Origin of the sequence: Flavivirga aquimarina (assembly GCF_030540835.1) — a bacterium.
In the GTDB taxonomy this organism is placed as follows: domain Bacteria; phylum Bacteroidota; class Bacteroidia; order Flavobacteriales; family Flavobacteriaceae; genus Flavivirga; species Flavivirga aquimarina.
Genome location: NZ_JAUOEK010000116.1, coordinates 18,763 through 44,909, shown reverse-complemented (window position 1 = coordinate 44,909; position 26,147 = coordinate 18,763). Strand labels below are relative to the sequence as shown.

25 protein-coding genes and 1 tRNA gene are annotated in these 26,147 nt (G+C 33.4%); 20 read left to right on the top strand and 6 right to left on the bottom strand.

What is annotated here, in order from left to right:
• From Q4Q35_RS10025 to Q4Q35_RS09980, 10 genes are all read left to right on the top strand, one after another.
• On the top strand, nt 1–307 hold a 307-nt coding region (locus tag Q4Q35_RS10025; protein ID WP_303276880.1), incomplete at its 5' end, for a T9SS type A sorting domain-containing protein.
• Nucleotides 308–563: 256 nt separating this feature from the next.
• Nucleotides 564–2,243, top strand: a complete 1,680-nt coding sequence (locus Q4Q35_RS10020) for a T9SS type A sorting domain-containing protein (RefSeq protein ID WP_303277835.1) — start codon at nt 564–566, stop codon at nt 2,241–2,243.
• A 122-nt stretch (nt 2,244–2,365) separates the two neighbouring features.
• Entirely contained in the window at nt 2,366–2,977 is a 612-nt protein-coding gene (locus tag Q4Q35_RS10015) for a TetR/AcrR family transcriptional regulator (RefSeq protein ID WP_303277834.1), read from the top strand.
• A gap of 73 nt (nt 2,978–3,050) precedes the next feature.
• A complete protein-coding gene (locus Q4Q35_RS10010) occupies nt 3,051–4,253 on the top strand; it encodes a TolC family protein (protein WP_303277833.1) in 1,203 nt (400 codons plus the stop codon).
• A gap of 4 nt (nt 4,254–4,257) precedes the next feature.
• Nucleotides 4,258–5,166, top strand: a complete 909-nt coding sequence (locus tag Q4Q35_RS10005) for an HlyD family secretion protein (protein ID WP_303277832.1) — start codon at nt 4,258–4,260, stop codon at nt 5,164–5,166.
• Nucleotides 5,166–6,077: an ABC transporter ATP-binding protein gene (locus tag Q4Q35_RS10000; protein WP_303277830.1), complete on the top strand. Its 912-nt coding sequence runs from the start codon at nt 5,166–5,168 to the stop codon at nt 6,075–6,077. The genes Q4Q35_RS10005 and Q4Q35_RS10000 overlap by 1 nt, the downstream gene beginning before the upstream one ends.
• A 5-nt stretch (nt 6,078–6,082) precedes the next feature.
• Nucleotides 6,083–6,808 (top strand): ABC transporter ATP-binding protein, encoded by a 726-nt coding sequence (locus tag Q4Q35_RS09995; protein WP_303277829.1) that lies wholly within the window; start codon nt 6,083–6,085, stop codon nt 6,806–6,808.
• The gene (locus Q4Q35_RS09990; protein WP_303277828.1) at nt 6,808–7,920 is read left to right on the top strand and encodes an ABC transporter permease; all 1,113 of its coding nucleotides are present in this window, start codon (nt 6,808–6,810) and stop codon (nt 7,918–7,920) included. Before Q4Q35_RS09995 ends, Q4Q35_RS09990 begins: the two co-directional genes overlap by 1 nt.
• Nucleotides 7,920–9,038 (top strand): ABC transporter permease, encoded by a 1,119-nt coding sequence (locus Q4Q35_RS09985; RefSeq protein ID WP_303277827.1) that lies wholly within the window; start codon nt 7,920–7,922, stop codon nt 9,036–9,038. The genes Q4Q35_RS09990 and Q4Q35_RS09985 overlap by 1 nt, the downstream gene beginning before the upstream one ends.
• A gap of 110 nt (nt 9,039–9,148) precedes the next feature.
• On the top strand, nt 9,149–10,219 hold the full coding sequence (locus Q4Q35_RS09980; protein ID WP_303277826.1) for an adenylate/guanylate cyclase domain-containing protein: 1,071 nt from the start codon (nt 9,149–9,151) through the stop codon (nt 10,217–10,219).
• Between the two features lie 335 nt (nt 10,220–10,554).
• Here the strand turns inward: Q4Q35_RS09980 and Q4Q35_RS09975 are convergent.
• The 4 genes from Q4Q35_RS09975 to trxA all read right to left on the bottom strand — a co-directional run bounded on the left by Q4Q35_RS09975 (nt 10,555) and on the right by trxA (nt 12,697).
• Nucleotides 10,555–10,628, bottom strand: a tRNA-Asp gene (locus tag Q4Q35_RS09975).
• A gap of 115 nt (nt 10,629–10,743) precedes the next feature.
• Nucleotides 10,744–11,673: a DUF58 domain-containing protein gene (locus Q4Q35_RS09970; RefSeq protein ID WP_303277825.1), complete on the bottom strand. Its 930-nt coding sequence runs from the start codon at nt 11,671–11,673 to the stop codon at nt 10,744–10,746.
• An 83-nt stretch (nt 11,674–11,756) separates the two neighbouring features.
• Nucleotides 11,757–12,299, bottom strand: a complete 543-nt coding sequence (locus Q4Q35_RS09965; RefSeq protein ID WP_303277824.1) for a ClpP family protease — start codon at nt 12,297–12,299, stop codon at nt 11,757–11,759.
• Between the two features lie 80 nt (nt 12,300–12,379).
• Nucleotides 12,380–12,697 (bottom strand): thioredoxin, encoded by a 318-nt coding sequence (gene trxA / locus Q4Q35_RS09960; protein ID WP_136480345.1) that lies wholly within the window; start codon nt 12,695–12,697, stop codon nt 12,380–12,382.
• A 385-nt stretch (nt 12,698–13,082) separates the two neighbouring features.
• On the opposite strand from trxA, the gene Q4Q35_RS09955 reads away from it, so the two are divergent.
• Genes Q4Q35_RS09955 through Q4Q35_RS09945 form a run of 3 tightly spaced genes read left to right on the top strand, consistent with a single transcriptional unit; the run spans nt 13,083 to nt 14,267 of the window.
• The gene (locus Q4Q35_RS09955) at nt 13,083–13,514 is read left to right on the top strand and encodes an SRPBCC family protein (RefSeq protein ID WP_303277823.1); all 432 of its coding nucleotides are present in this window, start codon (nt 13,083–13,085) and stop codon (nt 13,512–13,514) included.
• A complete protein-coding gene (locus Q4Q35_RS09950) occupies nt 13,504–13,827 on the top strand; it encodes an ArsR/SmtB family transcription factor (protein ID WP_303277822.1) in 324 nt (107 codons plus the stop codon). Before Q4Q35_RS09955 ends, Q4Q35_RS09950 begins: the two co-directional genes overlap by 11 nt.
• 17 nt (nt 13,828–13,844) lie before the next feature.
• Nucleotides 13,845–14,267 (top strand): SRPBCC family protein, encoded by a 423-nt coding sequence (locus tag Q4Q35_RS09945; RefSeq protein ID WP_303277821.1) that lies wholly within the window; start codon nt 13,845–13,847, stop codon nt 14,265–14,267.
• Between the two features lie 561 nt (nt 14,268–14,828).
• Here Q4Q35_RS09945 and dnaE read toward each other — a convergent pair.
• Nucleotides 14,829–19,217, bottom strand: coding sequence for a DNA polymerase III subunit alpha (dnaE, locus tag Q4Q35_RS09940; protein ID WP_303277820.1), 4,389 nt, complete (start codon nt 19,215–19,217; stop codon nt 14,829–14,831).
• A 186-nt stretch (nt 19,218–19,403) separates the two neighbouring features.
• On the opposite strand from dnaE, the gene Q4Q35_RS09935 reads away from it, so the two are divergent.
• The 3 genes from Q4Q35_RS09935 to rimM all read left to right on the top strand — a co-directional run bounded on the left by Q4Q35_RS09935 (nt 19,404) and on the right by rimM (nt 21,818).
• Nucleotides 19,404–20,462 carry a lactonase family protein gene (locus Q4Q35_RS09935; protein ID WP_303277819.1) on the top strand — a complete coding sequence of 353 codons (1,059 nt, stop codon included), beginning with the start codon at nt 19,404–19,406 and terminating at the stop codon, nt 20,460–20,462.
• 111 nt (nt 20,463–20,573) lie between these two features.
• The gene (locus Q4Q35_RS09930) at nt 20,574–21,131 is read left to right on the top strand and encodes a 30S ribosomal protein S16 (protein WP_303277818.1); all 558 of its coding nucleotides are present in this window, start codon (nt 20,574–20,576) and stop codon (nt 21,129–21,131) included.
• A 162-nt stretch (nt 21,132–21,293) separates the two neighbouring features.
• Nucleotides 21,294–21,818 (top strand): ribosome maturation factor RimM, encoded by a 525-nt coding sequence (gene rimM, locus Q4Q35_RS09925; protein WP_303277817.1) that lies wholly within the window; start codon nt 21,294–21,296, stop codon nt 21,816–21,818.
• Between the two features lie 36 nt (nt 21,819–21,854).
• Here the strand turns inward: rimM and Q4Q35_RS09920 are convergent, their stop codons facing one another.
• Nucleotides 21,855–22,286, bottom strand: a complete 432-nt coding sequence (locus Q4Q35_RS09920; protein WP_303277816.1) for a hypothetical protein — start codon at nt 22,284–22,286, stop codon at nt 21,855–21,857.
• 148 nt (nt 22,287–22,434) lie between these two features.
• Between Q4Q35_RS09920 and Q4Q35_RS09915 the strand changes: the two genes are divergently transcribed.
• The 4 genes from Q4Q35_RS09915 (at nt 22,435) to Q4Q35_RS09900 (ending at nt 26,065) form a co-directional block, all read left to right on the top strand.
• A complete protein-coding gene (locus Q4Q35_RS09915; protein WP_303277815.1) occupies nt 22,435–23,190 on the top strand; it encodes a tRNA1(Val) (adenine(37)-N6)-methyltransferase in 756 nt (251 codons plus the stop codon).
• A gap of 109 nt (nt 23,191–23,299) precedes the next feature.
• On the top strand, nt 23,300–24,478 hold the full coding sequence (locus tag Q4Q35_RS09910) for an acyl-CoA dehydrogenase family protein (protein WP_303277814.1): 1,179 nt from the start codon (nt 23,300–23,302) through the stop codon (nt 24,476–24,478).
• A gap of 93 nt (nt 24,479–24,571) precedes the next feature.
• Nucleotides 24,572–24,946, top strand: coding sequence for a hypothetical protein (locus tag Q4Q35_RS09905; protein WP_303277813.1), 375 nt, complete (start codon nt 24,572–24,574; stop codon nt 24,944–24,946).
• Between the two features lie 75 nt (nt 24,947–25,021).
• Entirely contained in the window at nt 25,022–26,065 is a 1,044-nt protein-coding gene (locus tag Q4Q35_RS09900; protein ID WP_303277812.1) for a transporter, read from the top strand.
• Nucleotides 26,066–26,147 lie beyond the last annotated feature (82 nt).

The following is a 26,147-nucleotide window of genomic DNA, read 5'->3' as shown; positions in this document are numbered from 1 at the left end:
TGGAGATGACTTGTATATTGCTGAAATTTCTGGTAACAGAATTTCTAAGCTCAACTTAGGTACACTTTCAATAAATGAAAACATAGAAGTATCCAATATAAAGTTATATCCAAACCCTTCCCCAGATTTTATTCAAATTTCAGGATTACCCAGAACAGAAAATTATACAATTTATAATATTTTGGGAACTAAAATAAGTAGTGGAATTATCTCTAATAATGAAAAAATTGATATTAAAAAATCACCCAATGGATTGTATTTTCTGAAATTTGAAAACGGAAACACCTTTAAGTTTATTAAAAAATAAACTATGAATTTTAAATCTATAGTTTTAAGTAAAAATGAATCTGAAATCAGGCTTATTTTACTACCAAACTAAATGATAGCAAACATTTCTACCAAATATAATTCCTATCATTTAAAAAAACGCTACAAAGTTTGCAATCAAGATTGTAAACTTCAAAGACTAATGTAAAACAAAATATACCCCATTCAACACTTAAATAATAATGAAACAAATTTATTTTTTTATCACAGTTTTATTTCTATGCTGTTTCAAACTTATGGCACAAACTACAGATTGGGCAGTAAGTTATGGATCTACCTCAGAAGAAAGAATCATTTTATCTAAAGTAGATAATAACGGAAACGTCTATTCTGCTGGCACGTATCAGGAAACCTATAGTCATAATGGACAAAATTTATTAAATATTGGTTTAAGAGATGTTTTTATTGAAAAAAGAGACTCTCAAGGACAATTTTTATGGGTCAAAACTATCAAATCGACATTTGATGAAACCTTGCTAGGTATTTCTATTACTAATAATGGGGATATCTTAGTAAGTGGTACTTTTCAAAACACATTAGATGCTAACCCTAGTGATGACATTCATAATTTAGTTTCTAATGGAGATGCAGACATATATGTAATAAAACTTAATCCAAATGGAGATTTTTTGTGGGCCGTAAATTACGGTAACTCGGAAGGTGATTATCTTATGGATTTAGAAACTGATAACCAAGGAAATACACTTCTAAGTATCGTATTTCGAAATTCTTTAACATTGTCTCCAAGTATTACAATAGAGACACCCTTCTCAACTTTAGACCTATCCAATGGTTTAGTAAAAATAGACCAAAACGGCAATGTTTTATGGGCATATGCTACTGGAACAGCATATGCAAAGGATATTACTTTTGATGACAAAAATAATATTTATGTAGCTGGGTTTTTCCTTATCGAAAATGATTTTGACTATAAAGAGGGTACATTTTTAATGACAGAAACAGGATCTACTCTTGGTAGCCCTATTGGCATTGATTCATACATTCAAAAATTGGATTCAGAAGGAAACTTTATTTGGGCAAAACAGTTAAAAAATCCATATAGTGTTGTCATTCATTCTATTGTTGTTGATACTAATGAAAATGTATATACAACTGGTGTTTGGCAAGGGTCTCCCCAAAATATAGATTTTGACCCAGGTATCGCAATTTTTTCCGTACCAGCTCCCAATACAAGTGAGAGTAAACAATTTATACATAAATTAAATGTTTTAGGTGATTTTGAGTGGGTAACTACATTTGGAACATGGTATTCAACTCCTTCTTATTTAGACCCAGAGCAGGGCGGTTTTTTATCAATTGATAGTAATAACAACTTATACTATGCAGGTGATGTTAGAAATATAGTAGGTACAACGGGTTTTTCTTTTGGAGAAAACACCTATCTACCTATTGATCAAGACATATTACTTGGAAAAATAAATACAATTGATGGTTCTGTAGAATGGAGTTCTATGCTAGGAGGCTCAGGAAACCATAATGTCTATGAAGCCAATATTGATTCAAATGATAACTTGATTATATCTGGAAATTTTCAAAACACTGTTGATTTTAGTATAGATAGTAACCAAACAATAGCCTTGCAAACTATAGGTTTAACCAACTTTTTTGTGTTCAAAACTAACTTTTCTTCTGTGTTAAGTACCAATGAGGTTACGGATTTGAATTCATCATTTAATACATATCCTAACCCTGTAAAAGACAAAATTTACATTGAGAACAATACTGGAGTAATAATAAACAATATTACTCTTTATGATGCGAATGGAAGAGTACTTAAAATTTACAAATCGTCTAACCCGGAAATTAACGTTGAGTTTCTTTCAAAAGGAATCTACATTTTAAAAGTAAAATCTGAAGAAGGTAACACCTTTGCGAGAAAAGTAATTAAAAACTAAAAAATTATAAACCGTTGCTTCACATGAATGAATTTAAACTAATAACAGACTAAAGTAAAATTCCCATTTTTAGTTTTTTTTTGTATATTTATCAACCAAATAGTTAAACCAAATAGTTAATAATGACAAAAGAAAAAAATATAACTACTGAAAACCTCATATTAAAAGCTGCCAAAAGTGTGTTTCAGCGTAAAGGAATGGATGGTGCTAGAATGCAAGAAATAGCAGATGAAGCTGGTATTAATAAAGCAATGCTTCATTATTATTATAGGAGTAAACAACTTTTGTTCGAAGCCGTATTTAAAAATGCATTTAAATCGATGACAACACATCTTGGTGAAATTTTGAATGATGATTTATCTATTGAAGAGAAGATTAGAAATTTCACTTTTAACCATATTTCATTTATTATGGAGCATCCGTATTTACCAAGTTTTATTTTTCAGGAACTTAACAGAAATCCAGAATTCATCTTAAATATAAAAAAGGAAATAGGACTTCCTAACCTTGAAAAATTTAAGAAACAACTAGACGACGAAGTGAAAAATGGACATCTAAAACCAATAAATGGCGAACAGTTATTTATCAATATAATTGCCCTAAATGCTTTTCCTTTTCTAGGGGCACCTTTGATTAAGGCAGTTACAAATACTGAAGACCTTGCATTCGAAAAACTGTTAGAGAATCGTAAAACGGAAGTCGCAAATTTTATTATCAATTCAATAAAAGTATAAAATGTTTCAAAAAACAATCATAGCCTTTGTGATACTCTTCTTCAGTATAAAAACAAACGCACAAAACGCGTCTGTGATAACTCTGAAGGAAGCCTATGTAAAAGTAGAGGCAAATTATCCGCTCCTTTTAAATAAAGGGCTGTTAAATGAGGCATCCAAAACCAATATAGATATTATTAAAAAAGGAAAACTACCTACTATTAGCCTTAATGGTACAGGGCAGTTACAATCTGAAAACTTAAACTTTGGAATGGCTGGAGGACCTGTGAATATTGACCTTCCTCTGGAGAGTTATAAAGGACATGTAGACGTTAACTATAATATCTATGATGGCGGTTTAACCAAGGCTCGGCAACATATTGAAGTTGCATCGTTGGAAGTACATCAACAAGAACTTAATGTGTCGCTTCGCAACCTAAAAGATAGAGTGAATGCACTCTTTTTTGTCATTAAATTATCACGCCAACACCAATCATTGCTGCATACCTCTATACACGATATTAGTACCAATATAGAATCATTGCAAGTTGGTTTTGATAATGGAACAGTTTTAGAAAGTGAACTTTCAAAATTAAAAGTTCGCAAGCTGGAACTAGAATCGGAAGACGGACGGCTTACAGGAGACATAAAAGCCTATTTAGGAGTGCTTAATACACTTTTAGGAACGAACCTTTCAGAAGATACAATACTACAGATTCCCGAAATGGTTTTAATGGATAACCTTCCAAACATTTCAAGACCAGAGCAAGTTTATTATGATTCTAAAAAAAAGCTATTGCAAGCACAGGGAAAGACCATAAATGCTAATAGAAAGCCTAAAGTTTCGCTATTTGCCCAAGGAGGTGTTGGATATCCGAATCCAGTTAATTTTTCCGATGTTTCAAATGCAACCTATGCATTAGGAGGGGTTCGTTTAAACTGGAACATTCTAGATTGGGGCAAAGCTAAAAAAGAGCGCGAAAAAATAGATATACAAGTGAAACAAGTACAAGTAAATAAAGAAACTTTCGAATTTAATATTGTTTCACAGCAAAAGGAATACCAAGAAAAAATAGTTGCTTTAGAGGAACAAGTGAAAAAGGATAATCAAATAGCAGCACTTCAAAAAGATATTTTAGCGCAAATACAAGTACAGTTACAAGAAGGAGTTATAAAAGCCAATGATTACCTCATTCAAATCAACGCCGAATTATCTGCGCGCCAACAACTGAAATTACATCAAATACAAATACAACAATTACAAGTAAATTATTTAACCCTATTTGGAAAATTATAATATTATGCAAATAAAATCAATAACCGTCATCTTCGTTGTCGTATTGCTGTTTTCTTGCGGAAACTCCGAAAAATCCGATGCTTATGGAAACTTTGAAGCCACTTCAGTAACCATTAGTGCCAAAGGAAATGGCGAGTTGCTACAATTCAATATAAAGGAAGGCATGAAACTTCAAAAAGGGATTAACGTAGGCTTAATAGATACAACACAATTGCATTTAGAAAAGTTACAAGTCATTGCAAAATTAGAAGCTTTAGACTTTAAATTACAAGAAGCGGCTCCAGAAATTGCTATTTTATTAAAACGAAAAAGCAATTTAGATAGAGAACGGAACAGAACCCAAAATCTAGTAGCAAAAAAGGCAGCAACCCAAAAACAACTCGATGATTATAATGGAGAAATAGAGGTGGTCGACCAGCAAATAAGTTCAACCACCAGACAGATTAATATTGCCAATCGCAGCATTTTATCAGAGCGAAAACCTTTAGAAGCTCAAATTGCGATTTTGAGAAATAAAATAAACGACCATGAGATCAATAACCCGATAGAAGGTACCGTATTATCCACTTTTGTCGAAGTCTCTGAACTGGTAAATCAAGGCAGACCATTATATAAAATCGCCAATCTAAACACTTTAAAACTAAAAGCATATACGAGCGCTCTGTTACTTCAAAAAGTGAAATTAAATGATAAGGTGACTGTATTAATAGATAGTGATGAGGATAGTTATACAGAACTGGAAGGTATCGTTACGTGGATTGCAGATGAAGCTGAATTTACGCCTAAAAGCATTGAGACCAAAGAGGAACGAGTTAATCTGGTTTATGCATTAGATGTAGAAGTAAAAAACGATGGATTGCTTAAAATAGGAATGCCGGCAGAAGTCGTCTTTTCTAATAAAAACAGAGACTAATGGATGCAATCACAGTAGAACATATCACAAAAAAATATGGCGGTGTGTTAGCTTTGAATGATGTGTCCTTTACCGTGGGTAAAGGCGAATTGTTTGGACTTATTGGTCCCGATGGTGCAGGAAAGTCAACACTTTTTAGAATACTAACAACACTTTTACTTGCCGATAAAGGCAAAGGAACTGTTGCGGGACACCCAATTGTAAACGAGTACAAGGAAATACGTAAAAAAGTAGGATATATGCCAGGACGCTTTTCTTTGTATCAAGATTTAAGCATCGAAGAGAACCTATCCTTTTTTGCTACCATATTTGGTACAACAGTAGAAGACAACTATGATTTAATAAAGGATATTTATGTTCAGATAGAACCCTTTAAAAAGAGATTGGCAGGTAAACTTTCGGGAGGCATGAAACAAAAGCTAGCATTGTGTTGTGCTTTAATTCATAAACCCGAGGTCTTATTTTTAGATGAACCTACCACAGGTGTCGATGCCGTAAGTCGTGTTGAATTTTGGGACATGCTTAAGAAACTAAAAACCAAAGGAATTGCCATTTTGGTGAGCACACCATATATGGACGAAGCCACATTGTGCGATAGAATAGCCCTTATTCAAAATGGAGAAATTCTAAAAATTAATTCGCCGCAGCAGATGATTTCCAATTTTGAAAAACCGCTGTTTTCTATTAATTCTACAGAAACGTATAGGTTATTAAACTATCTACGAGTACAGAATTTTACAGAAAGCGTATTGCCTTTTGGAGAAAATTTACACCTGATTACCAATAAACCGTATGAGGTTTCTCAAATAGAGCATCATTTAAAAATTTCAGGGTTTTCAGATAGTACAGCAAAAACAATTCAACCTACGGTTGAAGATATATTTTTAGATGTAAGTCAACCTGTTAATTAAGAAAAATGAACACACCTATTGCCATAGAATTAGACAAACTCACCAAGCGTTTTGGCGATTTTATTGCTGTTGATGCCATTACTTTTAAAGTTAAAAAAGGGGAGATATTTGGATTCTTAGGTGCTAATGGCGCTGGTAAGACCACAGCTATAAAAATGTTGATTGGTTTAAGCAAACCTACAGAAGGTATGGGGAAAGTTGCGGGATTCAACGTAGATACCGAACCTGAAAAAATCAAAAAAAACATTGGCTATATGTCTCAGAAATTTAGCCTGTATGATGACTTGACCGTCGTTGAGAATATTCAATTTTATGGGGGTATTTATGGGCTTTCAAGGGAAAAGATAAAAGAAAAAACCACAGAAATACTAGAAGAATTGGAGCTAACAGAAGTATCTAAATCATTGGTTATATCCTTGCCATTGGGTTGGAAACAACGTTTGGCATTTGCCATATCTATGGTCCACGACCCAGAGATTGTTTTTCTTGATGAACCCACGGGAGGAGTAGATCCTAGAGTACGCAGGCAGTTTTGGGAAACCATTTATCAGGTGGCCGAAAAAGGACGTACCGTTTTTGTTACAACACATTATATGGATGAAGCAGAATACTGTGACAGGGTTTCTATTATGGTTGCAGGAAAAATTGAAGCATTGGACACACCACATAATTTAAAGCAACAATTCGAGGCAACATCTATGGACGAAGTATTTTTAAAACTAGCACGCTAATGTTCAAAATATTCAAAGCATTTGTAAAAAAAGAATTATATCACATCATTCGTGATAAACGTACGCTAATTATTCTTTTTGGAATACCCATTGTACAAGTGCTCCTCTTCGGGTATGCTGTTAGCACCGAATTTAAAGATGCTTCTATAGATGTATTAGATTATGCCAAAGACGAAACCAGTATACAACTCATACAACATATACAAAGTTCAGGGCATTTTACACTCAATAAAGTATTAACGTCAGAAGCCGATATAGAAAGTGGTTTTAAAGAAGGTAACGTAGCTCTGGTTATGGTAATTCCTAAAGATTTTTCTTCAGATTTTTATGGAAATAATCCGTTAACTATTCAATTGATTGCGGACGGGTCAGACCCCAATAAAGCAAATACTTTGGTACAATATACCACAAGGTTGATTCAAAGCTTTCAGAAAAACAAATTACAACAAATAGAAAATCCTTTTTTGATTACTGTAGAAGATAGAATGCTATATAACCCTCAGTTGATAAGTGCTTATAATTTCATTCCAGGAACCATTGCTTTTATTTTGCTTATTATTTCGGCAATGCTTACATCTCTTGCTATAACTCGGGAAAAAGAATTAGGCACAATGGAGATTTTATTGGTTTCACCCCTACCGCCTTTACTTATCATTTTAGGTAAAGTAACGCCCTATGCACTACTCTCATTTATAGATGCTATTCTGGTACTTATTATTGGTCATTTTGTCTTTAAAGTACCCTTACTGGGAAGTCTCATCCTATTATTACTGTGCTGTTTATTATACGTAATTCTGGCCTTGTCCTTAGGCATATTTATTTCTACCAAGGCAAAAACACAACAACAGGCCATGCTTGCTTCTATGATGGGGTTAATGCTACCAACAATGATTCTATCTGGGTTCATTTTTCCTTTTTCGAGCATGCCTCAAGTTTTACAAGTCATCGGAAGTATTGTAGTTCCCGCCACTTATTTTATTGAAATATTAAAAGCTGTGATGCTACGTGGTGTTGGTTTTCAATCCGTTGTGATTGAAATAGCAATTTTACTAGGAATGACCATTGTATTACTAGCCTTGGCTTTAAAGAATTTTAAAATACGACTAGAATAATGAACATTTTAGCATATATCATACAAAAAGAATTTATACAGATTATACGTAACAAGGCTATTTTGCCTATGATGACTGTATTGCCAATCGTTCAACTCATTGTATTGTCAAATGCAGCTTCCAATGAAGTTAAAAATGTAAACGTAGTAGTTGTGGATATGGATCAAAGTGAGAGTTCAAGAACACTCAACCATAAAATAATAGCCAATGATAGAATAACACTTGTCGCTACTTCTTTTAATACCAATGAAGCCCACTTTTATTTACAAGAAAACACAAGTGATATTGTCATAGAGATTCCGCCTGATTTTGAAAATGATTACATAAATGGTAAACAGCCTAAGATACAGTTGCTGGTTAATGCTACTAATGGGCAACAGGCGATAGTAGGATCGGGCTACTTAAAAGCGATCGTTGCGTCATTCAATGCAAAACTGATTCAGAAAGTAATACCTGACATTTCCATATCAAAGCAAAGTAACACCACCATTTCCTCGAGATACTGGTACAATCCTGAGTTAAAATACACCCATTTTATGGCGCCAGGTATTCTAGCCCAACTTACCGCATTATTAACCATTATACTTTCGGCGATGAATGTTGTACGAGAACGAGAAGTAGGTACCATTGAACAGATTAATGTAACGCCGCTTAAAAAATGGCAATTTATTTTAGGGAAATTAATTCCATTTTTATGTATAGGCCTAGTTCTTTTTACAGTAGGCATTATTGCCAGCAAATTAATTTTCAGTATTCCTATACTAGGAAACCTCCCCTTGCTTTTTGGCTATACAACGCTTAATATCATTGCTGTATTAGGACTAGGTTTACTCATTTCTAACTTTGCAGATACGCAACAGCAAGCCATTTTTGTAGCCTTCTTTTTCATTATCATTTTCGTGTTGATGTCTGGACTTTTCACACCCATAGATAGTATGCCTAAATGGGCGCAACAATTAACCGTTGGAAATCCTTTGGCTCATTTTATTTCCGTTAGCCGAAAGGTATTAATGAAAGGTAGTGGCTTTTGGAACATCCGATTTGAATTTCTATATACCTTTATTTTAGCCTTTATTTTTAATGGATTGGCAGTATGGAGCTATAAAAAACAAGTATAACGATTTACATATTGAAGATTAAAAAACCCAATATAGACTATGAAGCATAAAGTTAAATACAACTATTAAGAATGATTAATCAGCTCAAAATAAACGATTGGATTAAACTCATGAAGCAGTACACAAGAACTCTTTGGCAATCGGTTTTATTCTGGACTATTGCGATGGCTTTTTTTGCTGTTTTTAGGTACTATGGTATTTTTGAGGACAGTTCGATAAAAGAAGCAAACGGATTGGATATAAATGCCGATTTAAGGATAAAGGTTATGCTATTTGCCCTTTCTGGCTTTTTAATGGGGGTCATCTATGCCAATATAGAATTTGGTTTGGAAAAATATTTTTCAAAAAGATTTTCTATGGGGTTTAATATTTTTTTAAGCACCTTTCTTTATTTCTTGTTTATAGTCTTTATTTCCACTTTTGTAAGGAGTATTGCTAATACAGCTTTAGGCCTAGAGCTTAATATTGAGTTTGGATGGTGGCGAAATAGCTTAGTTTTTAGAGCCGCTATTATATATACGTTTATTGCTTCCATAGTGTTTTCATTTATTAAGATAGCCAATGATAAATTTGGTAAAGGTGTCTTTCTTAAAATGCTATTCGGAAAATATAGGGAACCTAAAGAGGAAAAACGCATTTTTATGTTTCTGGATTTAAAATCCTCAACCACCTATGCAGAAGAACTTGGGCATTTAAAATATAGTCAACTTATTCAAGATTGCTTTTTAGATTTAAATGAAGTCGTTCCGAAATATGATGCTGAAATATATCAATATGTAGGTGATGAAGCCGTGATAAGTTGGCCATACAAAAAAGGGTTGGTGAACAATAATTGTGTAGAATTATTTTTTGCATTCACCCATAAACTACACACTAAAAAAGAATACTACATGAAAAAATATGGCGTTACACCAATATTCAAAGCAGGGTTACATGGAGGTACTTTAATGGTAGCAGAAGTTGGTATTGTAAAAAAAGAATTAGCATACCATGGAGATGTCATCAATACATCTGCCCGTATACAGAGTGAATGTAACACGTATAAAGTCTCTTTATTGATATCTGAAAAATTATTGAAAAATCTAAAAATTGAAAGGTATTTGTCCTCTAAATTCTTAGGAAAGGTATTATTAAAAGGAAAACATAATGAAGTTAGTATTCATACTATTAGCAAAGTATAATATGCATTTATTTAAGTGCTAATCACAAGCAAAACACTTAATTCCTAAATCAATTTAATTTAAGTGAATATTTTGAAAAAATAACTGACTCTAGTTGACATACCTTTGACATACGCCCCTTATTTTTACCTCAAATTAATTAAATATATTTCAACACCTCTTTTTTAATACGTTTAGACTTATACTACGTCCTAGATTTTAGTCATGGCCCTAGGTTATTCTGCACGTAATTCCGCAAAGTTCTTTATTTGGTCTGGTATTATACAGAATTTGTTACCCATAAAAAAATCGCTTAGATATCATATCGATTTCTAAGCGATTAGCAATTTAATTTGCGGTCTGGACGGGACTCGAACCCGCGACCTTCGCCGTGACAGGGCGACATTCTAACCAACTGAACTACCAGACCGTTGCATTATTGCGGTTGCAAATATACATGCCTTTTTTTATATCCCAAATGTTTTTTTAAGTTTTTTAATGAAATTCGAAATAATTCTTTTTTGAAATTTATCATTACACTGAATCTAAACAAATTTTTGGCGCTCTATCATGTATGTAGTAAGGATCGTATTAAAATCTTTATTAATATCAGCTTCTACATATTTAATCTTGTATTGCGCGCACTTTAATCGTAAAGCATCAAAATAATTTTTTACAGCTTCATTATAATTCTCTTTTATCGTATCGGCATATAAATTGATATATTCTCCTGTTTCAACATCAATAAAACGCTTAGGCTTATTATCAAAATTAAAGGCTAATTCTTTTTCTTTATCAAATACGTGAAACAAAATGACTTCATGCTTGTTATATTTTAGATGACGTAATGCTTCGAACAATTTTACAGCATCTTCGGATGTTTGAAACATATCGGTAAATAAAAATATCATAGAACGTCTATGAATCTTTTCTGCTATTTCATGTAAATATTTATATGTTTCTGTTTCTTTATTTAAAGGTTTCGAAATGACAGCATCGCTCAAATGATTTAACAGCATTTGATGGTGACGTTCACTGCCTTTTTCTGGTGCATAATAATCGTAATCATTACTATAAATACTTAAACCAACTGCATCTCGTTGTTTTTTTAAAATATGCATTAAAGATGCAGAAGCTAAAGCAGAAAACGCAATTTTATTTAAATTCTTAATTGAAAACGAATCCATTTTCGGATAATGCATCGAGCTACTATTATCTAAAATAATATGACAACGTAAATTAGTTTCATCGTCATAGCGTTTAGTGTAAAGTTTATCTGTTTTAGCAAACAGTTTCCAATCTATATGGCGCGTACTTTCTCCTTGATTGTATATTTTATGTTCTGCAAATTCTGCAGAAAACCCATGAAACGGACTCTTGTGCATCCCTGCAATAAAGCCTTCTACTACCTGCTTAGCAAGTAGTTCCAGATTTTTAAAACCTTCAGCCTTATTAAGTTCTGCTCGTAAATTCATGCTGTTTAAATATTAGGCCACTTAGCTTATAATCAAGACGCTAGATTAAAACCCTAATCTTTTCTTTATTTTTTCTCTTTTCTCTAAATAATCGCATCAACAATTCCATAGGATACTGACTCATCGGCTCCCATCCAGTGATCACGATTAAAATCCTTCATTATCTTATCAAAAGTTTGTCCACAATTATCTGCCAATATTTGTGCACTTAATTCTTTAGTAATTATAATTTCTTTAGCAGTAATTTCTATATCGCTTGCTTGTCCTCGCGCACCACCACTTGGTTGATGAATCATAACACGTGCATGAGGCTGTATAAAACGTTTGCCCTTTTCGCCTGCAGATAATATTATAGATCCCATAGATGCAGCAAACCCTGTACAAATAGTAGACACATCACTTTTTAATGATTTTATACAATCGTAAATAGCAAAACCAGACGTTACATAACCTCCCGGACTATTAATATACAAATGAATGTCTTTAACTTCTAAAGTATCTAAATACATTAAACGGTCTATAACATGCTTTGCAGATGTATCATCTACTTGACCCCACAAAAATACTTTGCGTTCTTCTATTAGTTTGCTATCAATAGCATCTTGTATTTTTATTTGTTTACTCATATCTATTTTTAATTTTTATCTAAAATAAAAAAAGGTTTGTCATAATGACAAACCTTTTTAGCTTTCTTTTAATATTTTAATTATAATAGCGAATCTATCGCTTCTGTATATGCATTTTTTGGTGCTACACCAACTTGTCTTCCAACAACTTCTCCGTTTTGAAATACTAAAACAGTAGGTATGTTACGCACACCGTATTTTGCAGCAAACTCTTGGTTTGCATCTACATCTACTTTCCCTACAACAGCTTTACCATCATATTCTCCACTAATTTCTTCAATAATAGGCCCAACCATTCTACAAGGCCCACACCAAGCAGCCCAAAAATCAACCAATACTGGTTTATCGCTTTTTAATACAGTTTCTTCAAACGTTGCATCTGTTATTTCTAATGCCATAATATTTATATTTTAATTCGTTTTTTATTTTTTATAACACAAAATTAGTCAAAATATTTTCTAAAGCTTACAATCTAACTATTTGTTTTACTTATAGCAGCATCATTTAGGTTTATTTAATTTTTTCTGGCGCATCCCGTAACTATTAGGACTAGGTATCCGCTATATCTTTCTTGTGCAGAATTCGTTTCGGTATCCTGTCAAATAAACTCTGTTTTAAATCAAATCTATAGATCAGCACAAAAAAGGATGCCGCTTCTATCCTTTGCACAATGCCGAACTTTTATTAAAATCTTAGTTAAGCAACCAAAAAGTTGCGTATTTAAATTATTCTTTTTAGTTTAGCAACCGATAAGCTGCATATTAATCAAAAAATAAAACAATTATGAACGACGTTATTAAAAAGGAAGTTACTTTAAATCATTCTATAGACAAAGTATGGAATGCTATTTCTAAAGCCGAAGAAATCTCAACATGGTTTATTCAAGCCGATTTTAAAGCCGAAAAAGGCTATCGATATACTTTTACATCAGAACCTAATGAAAAAGGTTGCACAGTAATAAGTGGCGAAGTAAAAAATGCAAATCCTTATGTATTGGTTTATACTTGGGTAGTTGCAGACACTAAAGTAGAAACTACAGTATGTTGGGAATTAGAATCTACTCAAAACGGGACTAAACTAACATTAGAACATTCTGGAATTTCTAACTATGGAGGTGAAACTGCTGTAAAAATGTTTGAAAGCTTCAATGGAGGTTGGGATAATTGTTTTAACGGATTATCTGGATATTTAAAAGAAGAAGTAAATGCAGGATAAAATAACCAAACTATTTAAAGCCATTGCAGATCCAACAAGGCGTGACATTTTTCACGCCTTAGTTATTGCAACCTCAGCATTGTCTATAACCCAAATATCAAATCAATTTGAGATTAGTCGACAAGGGGTTACCAAACACATAAAAACACTTCAAGAAGCAGGGTTGGTAGTTATTGATGCCCAAGGACGTGAACGCTTTTGTAATGCCAATACCAAACCTTTGCAAGAAATTAACAAATGGCTACAATTTTACTCTCAATTCTGGGATAATTCATTACAAAATTTAGGAAATTATTTAAACAGTAAAACTTAAAATAAACACTACATAAAATGGCAAATATTAGACATCATTTTACGATTAAAGCACCCATCAAAAAAGTTTATGATGCATTAACATTGGAAGAAGGGCTAAAAGGTTGGTGGACAGATGACACTTCTGCAAAACATGAATTAGGAAACATCAACCATTTTAAATTTGGCTCTGAATATTTTAATAAAATGAAAGTTTTAGAACTAAACTTTCCATCCAATGTGAGTTGGGAATGTGTAGATGGAGATAAAGAATGGATAGGCACAAAACTGGCCTTTGAACTTGAAGAAAAAGAAGGTGATACTTATCTAAAATTTTCTCATTTAAATTGGGCAGATGAAAGTGAGTTCTTTGGTTTCTGTAATTATCATTGGGGACGGTTTTTATATAGTTTAAAATCTTTATGCGAAACTGGCATTGGGCAACCATACAAGCAAGAATAAATTAAAACAACAATAAACAAAAAGCCCATTCTAACTCTTGTAAAAAAAGTGATCTTTGAAATGGGCTCAACAATCTAGGCTTACACTAAATATTGATTGTCGTGAGGTTTTGTTCTCCTACTTGAGATAACCTATTCGAAAAAAAAAGATAACAATCAAGTTATTGCCTTTTCATATTAACTCATCAATATTTTTATTGAATGTAACATACTAATCACCTATAATAGAATAAGTTTTAAATTTCGAGGCATTTAAAACTTACACTTAAAATTAGAAAAAAAATTTCAGATGTTAATAACTTATAGCCCTAATTTCGGTCTGCTAATGTCATTTTTGTGTATTATCATCAATTTCCTTATTCAAGAATGGGTAAAATATATTGATTAAAACTTGTAACCAAAGACTTAAGGTCATAGCTGAAATATCATAAAATATAATACAATGATATTTTCTATATTAAACCGTTATGCATTTTTAAATAATGTTATGGAGTCGCAAATACAAACCAAATATTGCACAACAAATCTCACTAAAACTATCTGCACAAAGCATATTAAAATTCTAATTCAATTTATACATAATATGTTGCTCTTCCAACTCTTTAATTAGCTCTTGAGACACTTTTACTTTCTGCCTTCTACTAGGCATTGTTAGTTTTATTTTTTCTTTGGTATCATACACTAAAAAATTAAGTGCTTGATTACCCGGATGCATATTCATTAGTTCTTTTAAGGCCATTATTTTTTGTTCGTCTAAATCCTTAATATCAACTTGTATTGATAATTTTTTTGCATAATGCTCCATAACATCGTGCAGTAATTGGAAACTATTAAACTGTAATCTGGGGTCACTCTTTTTACCTGTATCTTTATTAACCCAGCCTTCTCGAATAAATGTTTTTACAAACACAAAATTGTTTTTCATTAAAAAGTGTCTGAATTTTAAATATTCTTCGCCAAAAATTCTAAACTCAAAACTATCGGTATAATCTTCAACGGTAAATAACCCCCAGCCTTTTCCTTGTTTACTCACACGATGTTGCACATCGGTCACAACACCACCAAAAACAATTTCCCTGTTTATATAAGGTTCTAAATTATTAAACATAGCAATAGTACCATTGCAAAACGTTTTCATTTCCGTTTTAAAATCATCTAATGGATGCCCAGAAATATAAATACCAACAACCTCACGTTCTTTACTTAGCTTTTCCATAGTACCCCACTCTTCACATGGTGGCACTTCCGGCTCTGCTATTTGAACATCGCTGGCCTCTCCAAACAAACTCACTTGTGCCGAGTTCTCATTTTCCTGATGTTTACTTCCATACTTAACCGCTTTTTCTAAAAACGTAATATCATCACCTTCTTTATGAAAATACTGGGCACGGTGTGTATCTCCAAAACAATCGAAACCACCAGCCAAAGCTAAATTTTCGAAAGCCTTTTTGTTTGCTGCTCTTAAATCAATACGTTTTGCTAAATCGAAAATAGACTTATATGACCCATCATCTTTTCTTTTCTCTACTATAGTCATTACGGCACCATGACCAACACCTTTAATAGCTCCCATACCAAAACGTACTGCATTATCCTGGTTTACAGAAAATTTATAATACGATTCGTTAACATCTGGCCCCAACACATCCAATTTCATACGTTTACATTCTTCCATAAAGAAGGTAACCTGCTTAATATCGTTCATGTTATTAGATAATACTGCCGCCATATACTCCGCCGGATAATGTGCTTTTAAATAGGCTGTTTGGTAGGCTATCCATGCATAACAAGTAGAGTGCGATTTATTAAAAGCATAACTCGCAAAAGCTTCCCAATCTTTCCAAACTTTTTCAAGCACTTTGGCATCATGTCCATTTGCACTGGCTTGTTCTACAAATTTAGGCTTCATTTTGTCTAGTACCGCTATTTGCTTTTTACCCATAGCCTTACGTAGGACGTCTGCTTCACCTTTTGTAAAGTCTGCCAGTTTTTGAGACAACAACATCACCTGCTCTTGGTATACCGTAATACCATATGTTTCTTTTAAGTACTCTTCCATGGCCGGTAAATCGTACTCGATATCTTCATCGCCATGTTTTCTTCTAACAAAACTTGGAATGTATTCCATAGGACCGGGACGGTACAAAGCATTCATCGCAATTAAATCTTCAAAAACTGTTGGTTTTAAATCCCTAAGGTGTTTTTGCATACCGGGAGATTCATATTGGAATACTCCAACTGTTTCTCCACGTTGAAATAAAGCGTATGTTTTTTCATCATCTAGTGGAAATGACTCCGGATCTAACAAGACATCGTGTTTTGCCTTTACAATTTTAACAGTGTCTTTTATTAAAGTTAAAGTCTTTAATCCTAAAAAATCCATTTTTAATAAGCCCGCATCCTCAACAACTGAGTTATCAAACTGTGTGACATATAAATCGGAATCTTTAGCAGTTGCTACCGGAACAAACTTGGTAATATCATCTGGTGTAATAATAACGCCACAGGCATGGATTCCAGTATTTCTAACCGACCCCTCCAAAGCTCTTGCTGTATTAACAGTTTCAGCTTCTAAATCGGATCCTTCTGAAATATTTAGAAGTTGGTTTACCTTTTCTAAATCTTCAGCACGAAACTTTTTACTTAATTCCTTTTCATCTAATCCAAAAATCTTTCCGAGTTTGGACATGGTTGGTATTAGTTTAGCAATTCTGTCGGCATCAAAAAGAGGCAAATCTAAAACACGTGCTGTATCACGAATGGACGATTTTGCAGCCATGGTACCATAAGTGATAATTTGTGCTACCTGATTGCTCCCATATTTATCAATAACATAGTCCATAACACGACTTCTTCCTTCGTCATCAAAATCAATATCAATATCGGGCATACTAATACGATCTGGATTTAAAAAACGCTCAAAAAGCAAATCGTACTTAAGTGGATCTATATTTGTAATCCAAAGGCAATATGCCACTACCGATCCTGCAGCTGAACCACGACCAGGGCCTACAGACACATCCATATTTCGAGCTTCGCGAATAAAGTCTTCAACAATTAAAAAATATCCCGGATATCCTGTATTTTCAATAACACTTAACTCAAAATCGAGACGTTCTTTAACCTCGTCGGACAACGCTTCGCCATAACGTTTTTTAGCGCCTTCGTATGTTAAATGGCGTAAATAAGCATTTTCACCTCGTTTACCACCATCTGCCAAATCTTCCTCATGCTTAAATTGATCTGGAATATCGAACGCGGGTAATAAGACCTCTCGCGCCAACTCGTAAGCCTCTACCTTGTCTACAACTTCCTGAATATTACTAATCGCATCCGGAACATCTTTAAACAACGATTTCATCTCGTCCGGTGACTTAAAATAATAGTCTTGATTTGGTAATCCGTAACGATACCCACGACCACGTCCAATTGGTGTTGCCTGCTTTTCCCCTTCTTTTACACACAATAAAATATCATGCGCATTGGCATCATCTTTTTCACAGTAATATGTATTGTTTGTAGCAACTAATTTTACATCATGCTTTTTAGAAAACTCAATTAACACAGAATTCACACGATTTTCGTCCTCTTGATTGTGTCGCATTAATTCGATGTACAAATCATCTTTAAATTGTTCTTTCCACCAAAGTAATGCTTCTTCTGCTTGCGTTTCGCCAATATTTAAAACCTTACTCGGTACTTCTCCGTATAGGTTTCCTGTTAGTACAATTAAATCTTCTTTATATTGTTTTATTAGCTCTTTATCAATTCTTGGTAAATAATAAAACCCATCAACAAAAGCATGTGATGATAATTTCGCCAAATTATGATACCCATTTTTATTTTTGGCCAATAATACTATTTGGTAACCATTGTCTTTTCTGGTTTTATCTTGATGGTTTTCGCAAACAAAAAACTCGCATCCTATAATTGGTTTAATGGTTCTTGCTACTGGCGTTTCGCCTTTTTCTACAGCTTCTTCATTTTTTGCCTTAACAGATTTATTATGATTGTTTACTGCTTTTACAAAATGAAAAGCGCCCATCATATTAGCATGATCGGTTAAAGCAACCGCAGGCATATTATGTGATGCTGCAGAAACCACTAAATCGTTAACACTAATAGTAGATTGTAATATTGAAAACTGTGAGTGGTTATGAAGGTGTACAAAATCGACATCTGCTAAATCTGATACATTTTTCTCAATATCCTCAGTAGAAATCGTTTCGCTTTTAAGCTTTTCAAGACGTTCTCTAATCTTAGCACTTTCTTGTTTAAGATTAACGTGCTTTAAATCTATAAGCTCAATTTCTTTCGGATTGGCCTCGTTAAAATTCTGGAAATAATCGACCTCTACATCTAGTTGTTCCTTAGTATATTCTCCTAAACGAACCAGCTCAAAAAAGCAACGCGTGGTTGCCTCTACATCGGCTGTTGCATTATGGGCTTCAGCAAAAGGCACTTTAAATAAAAACTCATGCAACTCAGTAAGTGTTGGCAGTTTAAATTTACCATAACGCCCTCCGGGAATCTGGCACAAACTAGCCGTATGTTCTGTACAAGTATCTAAAACAGGTAATTCTTGTAGCGGATTAGAAACATCGCCACGAACAAATTCGGCACCCATAATGTTTAAATCGAACTTTACATTTTGTCCGACAACAAATTTGGTTTTGCTTAAAGCTTCATTAAATTTTTCTAAAACTTCGATTAATGGAACGCCTTGTTCTTGAGCTAATTCAGTAGAAATACCATGAATTTTCTCGGCATCATAAGGTATATTAAACCCTTCTGGTTGTACTAAATAATCTTGATGATCGATACAATTGCCCATAGCATCGTGCAATTGCCATGCAATTTGAATACACCTTGGCCAATTATCGGTATCTGTAATAGGTGCATCCCAACGTTTTGGTAATCCAGTTGTTTCCGTATCGAAAATTAAGTACATATTTCCTTTTTAATCTCCCCAAAGGGAAAAGTTATTTGAACACATAAAAATACACAGAAATAAAACTTTTCTAAAAGGAAGTTATAAAGAGTTTTAAACAAAAAATAGGTGGCTAATGATTTCTTTCTCATTACCAATAAATTTCATCCAAAATATGTTATTTTTGAAAACACACAACTCAAAATTATGAATGTTAAATTGTTTTTAGTGGCTGTTTCTATCTTTTTAAACTCCAATGCGCAAAATATTCCTTTATATGTTGGAACTTACACCAATGAAGATAGTAAAGGTATTTATCATCTTCAATTTAACACTAAAACTGGAGAATTAAGCAACAAAACATTAGCAGTCGCTACGCAAAACCCATCATTCATTTCGTTTTCTCCAAATAAAAAATTCATATATGCCGCTGGAGAAAGTAGTATAAGTGCTGTATCTGCTTTTAAAGTTGAATCAGAAGGTAAACTAAAGCTTATAAATACCGTTAGTAGTAATGGCAAAGGGCCTTGTCATGTTTCGATTAACAGCCTTGGAGACAAAGCTGTTGTTTCAAATTACAGAGGAGGAAATATCTCCATTTATTCTATAAATAAGGACGGCAGTCTAAATGAAGCTTCACAAACTTTTAATCATAATACAGACGAAAGAGCATCTCACGCACATTCTGCACAATTTTATAAAGATCTGCTATATGTGGCAGATTTAGGCATGAATGCTGTTTATCAATATAAATTAACAGATAATGCATACAGTCTGGTTTCTCCTGCTATTGTTAAAACAACAGGAAATCCTGGTCCAAGACATTTTTCATTAAGTCATGATGGGACATTTATTTATATTATTAACGAGTATGGAAGCTCAATTACATCGGTTAAAAAAACCGCTAATGGTTTTGAAGAAATTGACTATGATTCTACTTTAGATGACCATTATAAAGGAAAAAATTCTTGTGCCGATATTCACCTATCTAAAGACGAACGCTTTTTGTACGGGTCGAACAGAGGCGAAAACTCTATTGCTGTCTTTAAAAGAAACCCACTAGATGGTACCATTCAAAAAATACAAAATATAAGTGTTCACGGAGATTGGCCCAGAAACTTCACCTTAGATCCTACAGGAAAATTTTTACTAGTTGCCAACAAAAAAAGCAACAATATTTCGGTTTTTAAAATTGATAAGAAAAGCGGTAAACTTACATTTCTACATGCTACAGATTTACCCACGCCTGTTTGCCTATTATTTTAAGATGACTCAATGCTATTTCTAAGAAAAATAAAGCCTTGTTAATTAAAAAAATATAGTATCTTTGCGCCCTCATTAATAACCGAGGTCGAGAACCTCAAATAATTAATTATTATGCCAGTAAAGATTAGATTACAAAGACACGGTAAAAAAGGAAAACCTTATTACTGGATCGTAGCAGCAGATGCACGTTCAAAAAGAGATGGTAAATACCTTGAAAAATTAGGTGCTTACAATCCAAACACAAACCCAGCAACTATCGAATTAAACATTGATGGTGCGGTACAATGGTTACAGAATGGTGCACAACCAACCGATACGGCTAAAGCTATTTTATCTTACAAAGGTGCTTTATTAAAAAATCACCTTGCAGGTGGTGTTAGAAAAGGTGCTTTAACTGAAGAACAAGCCGAAGCAAAGTTTAATGCTTGGGTAGAAGAAAAAGCTAGTAAAGTTGGTGCTAAAGCTGATGATTTAGCTAAAGCTCAAGCGGATGCTAAAGCAAAAGCATTAGAAGCTGAAAAAGCTGCTAATGAAGCTCGTATTGCTGCAGCAGCTCCTGTTGTTGAAGAAGAAGTTGCAGAGGAAGCTACTGAAACTGCAGAAGACACTGTTGAGGAAACAACTGAAGCTGTAGCCGAAGAAACTCCTGCAGTAAAAGAAGAAGAATAAAAAAGAATTTTTTATACTTTTAAACTCCGATATTTTTATCGGAGTTTTTTATGCAAAAAAGTTTCTTTTTGCACATTCCCTTGAAGAAGGGAATCTTTTGAAATAGAGATATAAAAACAATAAGATTTCCGTCTTCACGGAAATGAAAATAAAATGTTCCAGATGCGAAAAGAAGATTGTTTTTACTTAGGTAAAATTGTGAAAAAATATAGTTTCAAAGGTGAAGTTTTAGCTAAACTTGATACAGATCAGCCAGAACTCTATGAGAACTTAGATGCTATTTTTTTAAACTTAAGAAATAACCTCGTTCCGTTTTTTATTGAGCGGTCACAACTTCATAAGTCAGAATTATTGCGTATTAAATTTGAAGATGTCGATGAGGAAGCAGATGCCGATGCCATAATGAAAAGCGATTTATATTTGCCTCTCGACTTACTCCCCAAACTTGAAGGAAACAAGTTCTATTTTCATGAAGTTATCGGTTTTGCCATTGAAGATGTAAAGCATGGAAAAGTAGGTACTATAAAAGCTATAAACGACTCGACTGCACAATCACTTTTTGAAATAGACAGAAATGGTGTTGAAGTTTTAATTCCTATGAATGATGAATTTATTGTAAAGGTTGATCGAGACAACAAAACTATTTTGGTTAATACACCTGAAGGGCTAATCGACTTATACCTATAAAGATTTGGTGTTTAAAAATTAATCAATAAAAACCAGTTATCTTCTTATTAAACGTAATCCATATTGAGTATTATCCTGCTGTTTTACTAATAATCTGCAAAGGGATAAAGGCAGATTAATTTCTCTAAGTAATTCGTTATATTTTTCGATGCACAATAACTCAATTTTATAAATAGAATTCAGCAAATCAGCATTATTCTCATGTTCTAACAAATTATTAAAGTTTCTCAGATATAGATGATAAGGTCTTCTTGACATTATTGATTCTTCAACATCTGTATCGAACTTTTTAATTTCATTTTGCAACATCTTACCAAAATCATATCGTTCAAAACTTTTTTCTTTTAAAAAGGCTTTTGTATTAGTATCAGAAGCTTTTTTACTTGCTTTTGTATAGATTTTCCCGATGGCTTCATTCATTAGAAAAATGTCGTTTAACTTTACTAAAATTTTATTTTCTTTTTTCATTTCCCCAATTAAGTCTCTATTTTTTATATACGTTAACTATAAAATAAACGGATATCTTTAACATTAATTTTAAATATACTTTTATAATTTTTGCTTCGTTACATCTTTTTATTTTATACTATTGCCTTAAACTTCAAAACATAACTTCATGTCTAAAAAACCCTTTGTTTTTAAACAATTTTCCGTGAACCAAGAACAATGTGCTATGAAAATTGGTACCGATAGTGTTTTACTTGGAGCTTGGACACTCGTTAAAGATAATCTTTTTTCTATATTAGACATTGGAGCAGGCACAGGTATTTTATCTCTTATGTTAGCACAACGAAGTCATGCAGTCCCGACAGCTATCGAGATTATTGATGCCATTGAAATTGATGACAATGCTTACGAACAATGCGTTGACAATTTTGAACAATCACTCTGGGGAGACAAATTGTTTTGTTATCATGCTTCACTTCAGGAATTTGTTGATGAAATTGATGACACATACGACCTCATTATTTCTAACCCACCTTTTTATTCCGAAGACTACAAAACAGATAATAAACAACGGGATATAGCAAGGTTTCAGGATGCCATGCCTTTTAACCACTTAATTGAAAGTGTTTCAAAATTATTATCAGAAAATGGTAATTTTTCTACAATTATCCCATTTAAAGAAGAAGAAAAACTGATTAATCTAGCTTCAAATTTCGGTCTCTTTCCTAATAGAATATTGCGTGTTAAAGGGTCTCCGACTTCTGAAATCAAACGGAGTTTAATCGAATTTTCTTTCCTAAAAAACGGTGCTGAACAAGGCCAAAATAGCAATATAAAAATTGACAATCTGACCATTGAAGTATCAAGACATCAATACACAGAAGATTATATAAATCTTACTAAAGATTTTTACTTAAAAATGTAATCGAATCGATATGAATTAATTAAATTTGGGGTCTAAAAATATTGAATTAACAAAAAAACAACATTTTTATTAATGATTTTGTTTTTGACACATACTAAATTTATACTTTATGCGACCAGACTTATTCGAAGCACCAGATTATTATAACCTTGATGAACTACTCACAGATGAACATAAATTAGTACGTGATGCCGCGCGTGAATGGGTAAAACGTGAAGTCTCTCCTATTATTGAAGACTATGCACAAAAAGCAGAATTCCCAACAGAAATCATTAATGGATTAGCAGAAATTGGTGCATTTGGACCGTATATCCCTATGGAATATGGCGGTGCCGGTTTAGATCAAATTTCTTATGGTTTAATCATGCAAGAAATAGAACGTGGAGATTCTGGGGTTAGAAGTACAGCCTCTGTACAATCATCATTAGTTATGTATCCTATTTGGAAATACGGTAACGAAGAGCAACGTCAAAAATATTTACCAAAACTAGCAAGTGGTGAATGGATTGGTTGTTTTGGTTTAACAGAACCAGACCATGGAAGTAATCCTTCTGGCATGGTAACAAATTTTAAAGATATGGGTGATCATTATCTTTTAAATGGTGCCAAAATGTGGATTAGTAATGCACCTTTTGCTCAAGTAGCTGTTGTTTGGGCAAAAAATGAGGAAGGACGTATACATGGTTTAATAGTTGAGCGCGGTATGGAAGGCTTTACTACACCAGAAACTCATAATAAATGGTCGCTTCGTGCTTCTTCTACCGGTGAGCTTATTTTTGATAATGTAAAAGTTCCAAAAGAAAATCTACTACCTAATAAATCTGGTTTGGGAGCGCCACTTGGATGTTTAGATTCCGCTAGATACGGTATAGCCTGGGGTGCTATTGGAGCTGCAATGGACTGCTACGATACTGCTTTGCGATATAGTAAAGAACGTATGCAATTTGGAAAACCTATTGGTCAGTTTCAATTGCAACAAAAGAAACTTGCAGAAATGATTACCGAAATTACAAAAGCACAGTTTTTAACATGGCGTTTAGGTGTATTACGTAACGAAGGCAAAGCGACATCGGCACAAATATCTATGGCAAAACGTAATAATGTTGATATGGCAATACATATTGCCAGAGAAGCCAGACAAATGCTTGGTGGTATGGGTATTACTGGTGAGTATAGTATTATGCGTCATTCTATGAACCTTGAAAGCGTTATTACTTATGAGGGCACACACGATATTCACTTACTAATTACCGGATTAGATATTACTGGATTAAATGCCTTTAAGTAAGTTGAAAAAAATATTTTAAATAACATAAAAATTTAAAACACATGTTTTAGCTCAATTTAGCATCTAATTATATATTTACTAAAAAATATTTCATTGCATAAACTTATAGCGACATTTTTTGTTTTCTTGTACATGATTGCCATGTTGAAACCTATTCAACCTTACATTGAATATGCGCTTAATCAAGATTATATTGCTGAATTTTTATGTATCAATAAAGAAAAACCGGAGTTTCAGTGTAACGGTAAATGCCATTTAGTAAAAGAAATTGAAAAGCAACAAGAAAATGAACCGCTTTCATCTTTAAGAATTTCGTTGGAAAATTATCCTATTGGTTTTGTAACTATTTATAGTATAGAAAAAAAATCTGAAGATTTTGTCATTTCTAATAGCTCCCAATTTTCATATATACAATTGTACCACTTCAATTATTTCAAAAGAGCCTACCAACCACCGGATTTAGTGTAATCTACTATTCAGTTCTTTTGTTTCTTTAGAAACATAAACATTTTCATTTTCACAAAATTTAAACAATTATTTACAATGAAATATTTTTTCATTGCAATGCTATGCGTTGCAACAACTATAACTTTTGCACAACATGAACACCATGACCATGAAGACCATCAATCTAATTCAAATTTATGGTCTTCAGACAGACCAGATGGACATGCACCAATTTCTATTATGGCAGATCATACGCACCATAAAGGGGGCTTTATGATTTCATATCGCTACATGACCATGGATATGAGACAACTACGACAAAGCACAGAGGACGCTACCAACATGAATGCTTTTGCAGACTATATGGTTGCACCACAAAATATGACCATGAATATGCACATGCTTGGTGGTATGTATGCCCCATCAGATAAGCTAACTTTAATGGTTATGGCTAATTATATAGAAAACGATATGGGCTTACAGATGATGACCGGAGTAGATTTCGACACAAGCTCTGGAGGACTAGGAGACGTTTCTGTAAGTGCATTATATAGCCTTTTTAATAAAAACAGAAAATCATTACATGCCGAATTAGGTGTTAGCTTTCCAACTGGAAGTATTGAAGAAAAAGATGTCACACCCATGTCTTCGGGTACAGATGTTCAATTGCCTTATCCTATGCAAACAGGTACCGGTTCATTTGGAACTAAGCTAGGATTAACATACTTAGGGCAATGCGACAACTTTTCCTGGGGGCATCAATTAAATGCCAAAATAAACATTAACGATAACGATCAGGATTATAAGTTCGGAAATCGCTACTCGTTTAACAACTGGCTGGCAGCTAAAGCTGGAGACAATTTATCGGTTTCTTTAAGATTAGAAGGATTACTTGTTGATGAAATTGATGGAGCAAGTAGCGATTTAAACCCCATGATGGTTACAACTGCAGATACAGCAAACTCAGGAGGCACTTATATTAATTCTGGTATAGGGCTAAATTATTTAGTCACTAATGGCGGCCTAAAAGGCTTACGCTTTGCTGCCGAATGTGCAACGCCTTTATATCAAGACTTAAATGGTATTCAATTAAAACAGAATTACAATTTAACGTTCGGATTGCAATACGCATTTCATTAAACCCTTTTTGTTTTCAAATCTTGAAAAAGCGTTTCTTCCGATAGTTATCGGGATTGAAACGCTTTTTTGTTTACATTTACTT

Coding starts and splice junctions, on each gene's coding strand:
- Q4Q35_RS09980 (WP_303277826.1), top strand. CDS start 9,149: ATGAAGCAGTACACAAGAACTCTTTGGCAATCGGTTTTATTCTGGACT.
- Q4Q35_RS09930 (WP_303277818.1), top strand. CDS start 20,574: ATGCCAGTAAAGATTAGATTACAAAGACACGGTAAAAAAGGAAAACCT.
- Q4Q35_RS09955 (WP_303277823.1), top strand. CDS start 13,083: ATGAACGACGTTATTAAAAAGGAAGTTACTTTAAATCATTCTATAGAC.
- Q4Q35_RS09970 (WP_303277825.1), bottom strand. CDS start 11,673: ATGAATTTACGAGCAGAACTTAATAAGGCTGAAGGTTTTAAAAATCTG.
- Q4Q35_RS09990 (WP_303277828.1), top strand. CDS start 6,808: ATGTTCAAAATATTCAAAGCATTTGTAAAAAAAGAATTATATCACATC.
- dnaE (WP_303277820.1), bottom strand. CDS start 19,217: ATGTACTTAATTTTCGATACGGAAACAACTGGATTACCAAAACGTTGG.
- Q4Q35_RS09985 (WP_303277827.1), top strand. CDS start 7,920: ATGAACATTTTAGCATATATCATACAAAAAGAATTTATACAGATTATA.
- Q4Q35_RS09915 (WP_303277815.1), top strand. CDS start 22,435: ATGTCTAAAAAACCCTTTGTTTTTAAACAATTTTCCGTGAACCAAGAA.
- Q4Q35_RS09920 (WP_303277816.1), bottom strand. CDS start 22,286: ATGAAAAAAGAAAATAAAATTTTAGTAAAGTTAAACGACATTTTTCTA.
- Q4Q35_RS09910 (WP_303277814.1), top strand. CDS start 23,300: ATGCGACCAGACTTATTCGAAGCACCAGATTATTATAACCTTGATGAA.
- Q4Q35_RS09965 (WP_303277824.1), bottom strand. CDS start 12,299: ATGAGTAAACAAATAAAAATACAAGATGCTATTGATAGCAAACTAATA.
- rimM (WP_303277817.1), top strand. CDS start 21,294: ATGCGAAAAGAAGATTGTTTTTACTTAGGTAAAATTGTGAAAAAATAT.
- Q4Q35_RS10005 (WP_303277832.1), top strand. CDS start 4,258: ATGCAAATAAAATCAATAACCGTCATCTTCGTTGTCGTATTGCTGTTT.
- trxA (WP_136480345.1), bottom strand. CDS start 12,697: ATGGCATTAGAAATAACAGATGCAACGTTTGAAGAAACTGTATTAAAA.
- Q4Q35_RS09950 (WP_303277822.1), top strand. CDS start 13,504: ATGCAGGATAAAATAACCAAACTATTTAAAGCCATTGCAGATCCAACA.
- Q4Q35_RS09935 (WP_303277819.1), top strand. CDS start 19,404: ATGAATGTTAAATTGTTTTTAGTGGCTGTTTCTATCTTTTTAAACTCC.
- Q4Q35_RS09945 (WP_303277821.1), top strand. CDS start 13,845: ATGGCAAATATTAGACATCATTTTACGATTAAAGCACCCATCAAAAAA.
- Q4Q35_RS10020 (WP_303277835.1), top strand. CDS start 564: ATGGCACAAACTACAGATTGGGCAGTAAGTTATGGATCTACCTCAGAA.
- Q4Q35_RS10000 (WP_303277830.1), top strand. CDS start 5,166: ATGGATGCAATCACAGTAGAACATATCACAAAAAAATATGGCGGTGTG.
- Q4Q35_RS09900 (WP_303277812.1), top strand. CDS start 25,022: ATGAAATATTTTTTCATTGCAATGCTATGCGTTGCAACAACTATAACT.
- Q4Q35_RS10015 (WP_303277834.1), top strand. CDS start 2,366: ATGACAAAAGAAAAAAATATAACTACTGAAAACCTCATATTAAAAGCT.
- Q4Q35_RS09995 (WP_303277829.1), top strand. CDS start 6,083: ATGAACACACCTATTGCCATAGAATTAGACAAACTCACCAAGCGTTTT.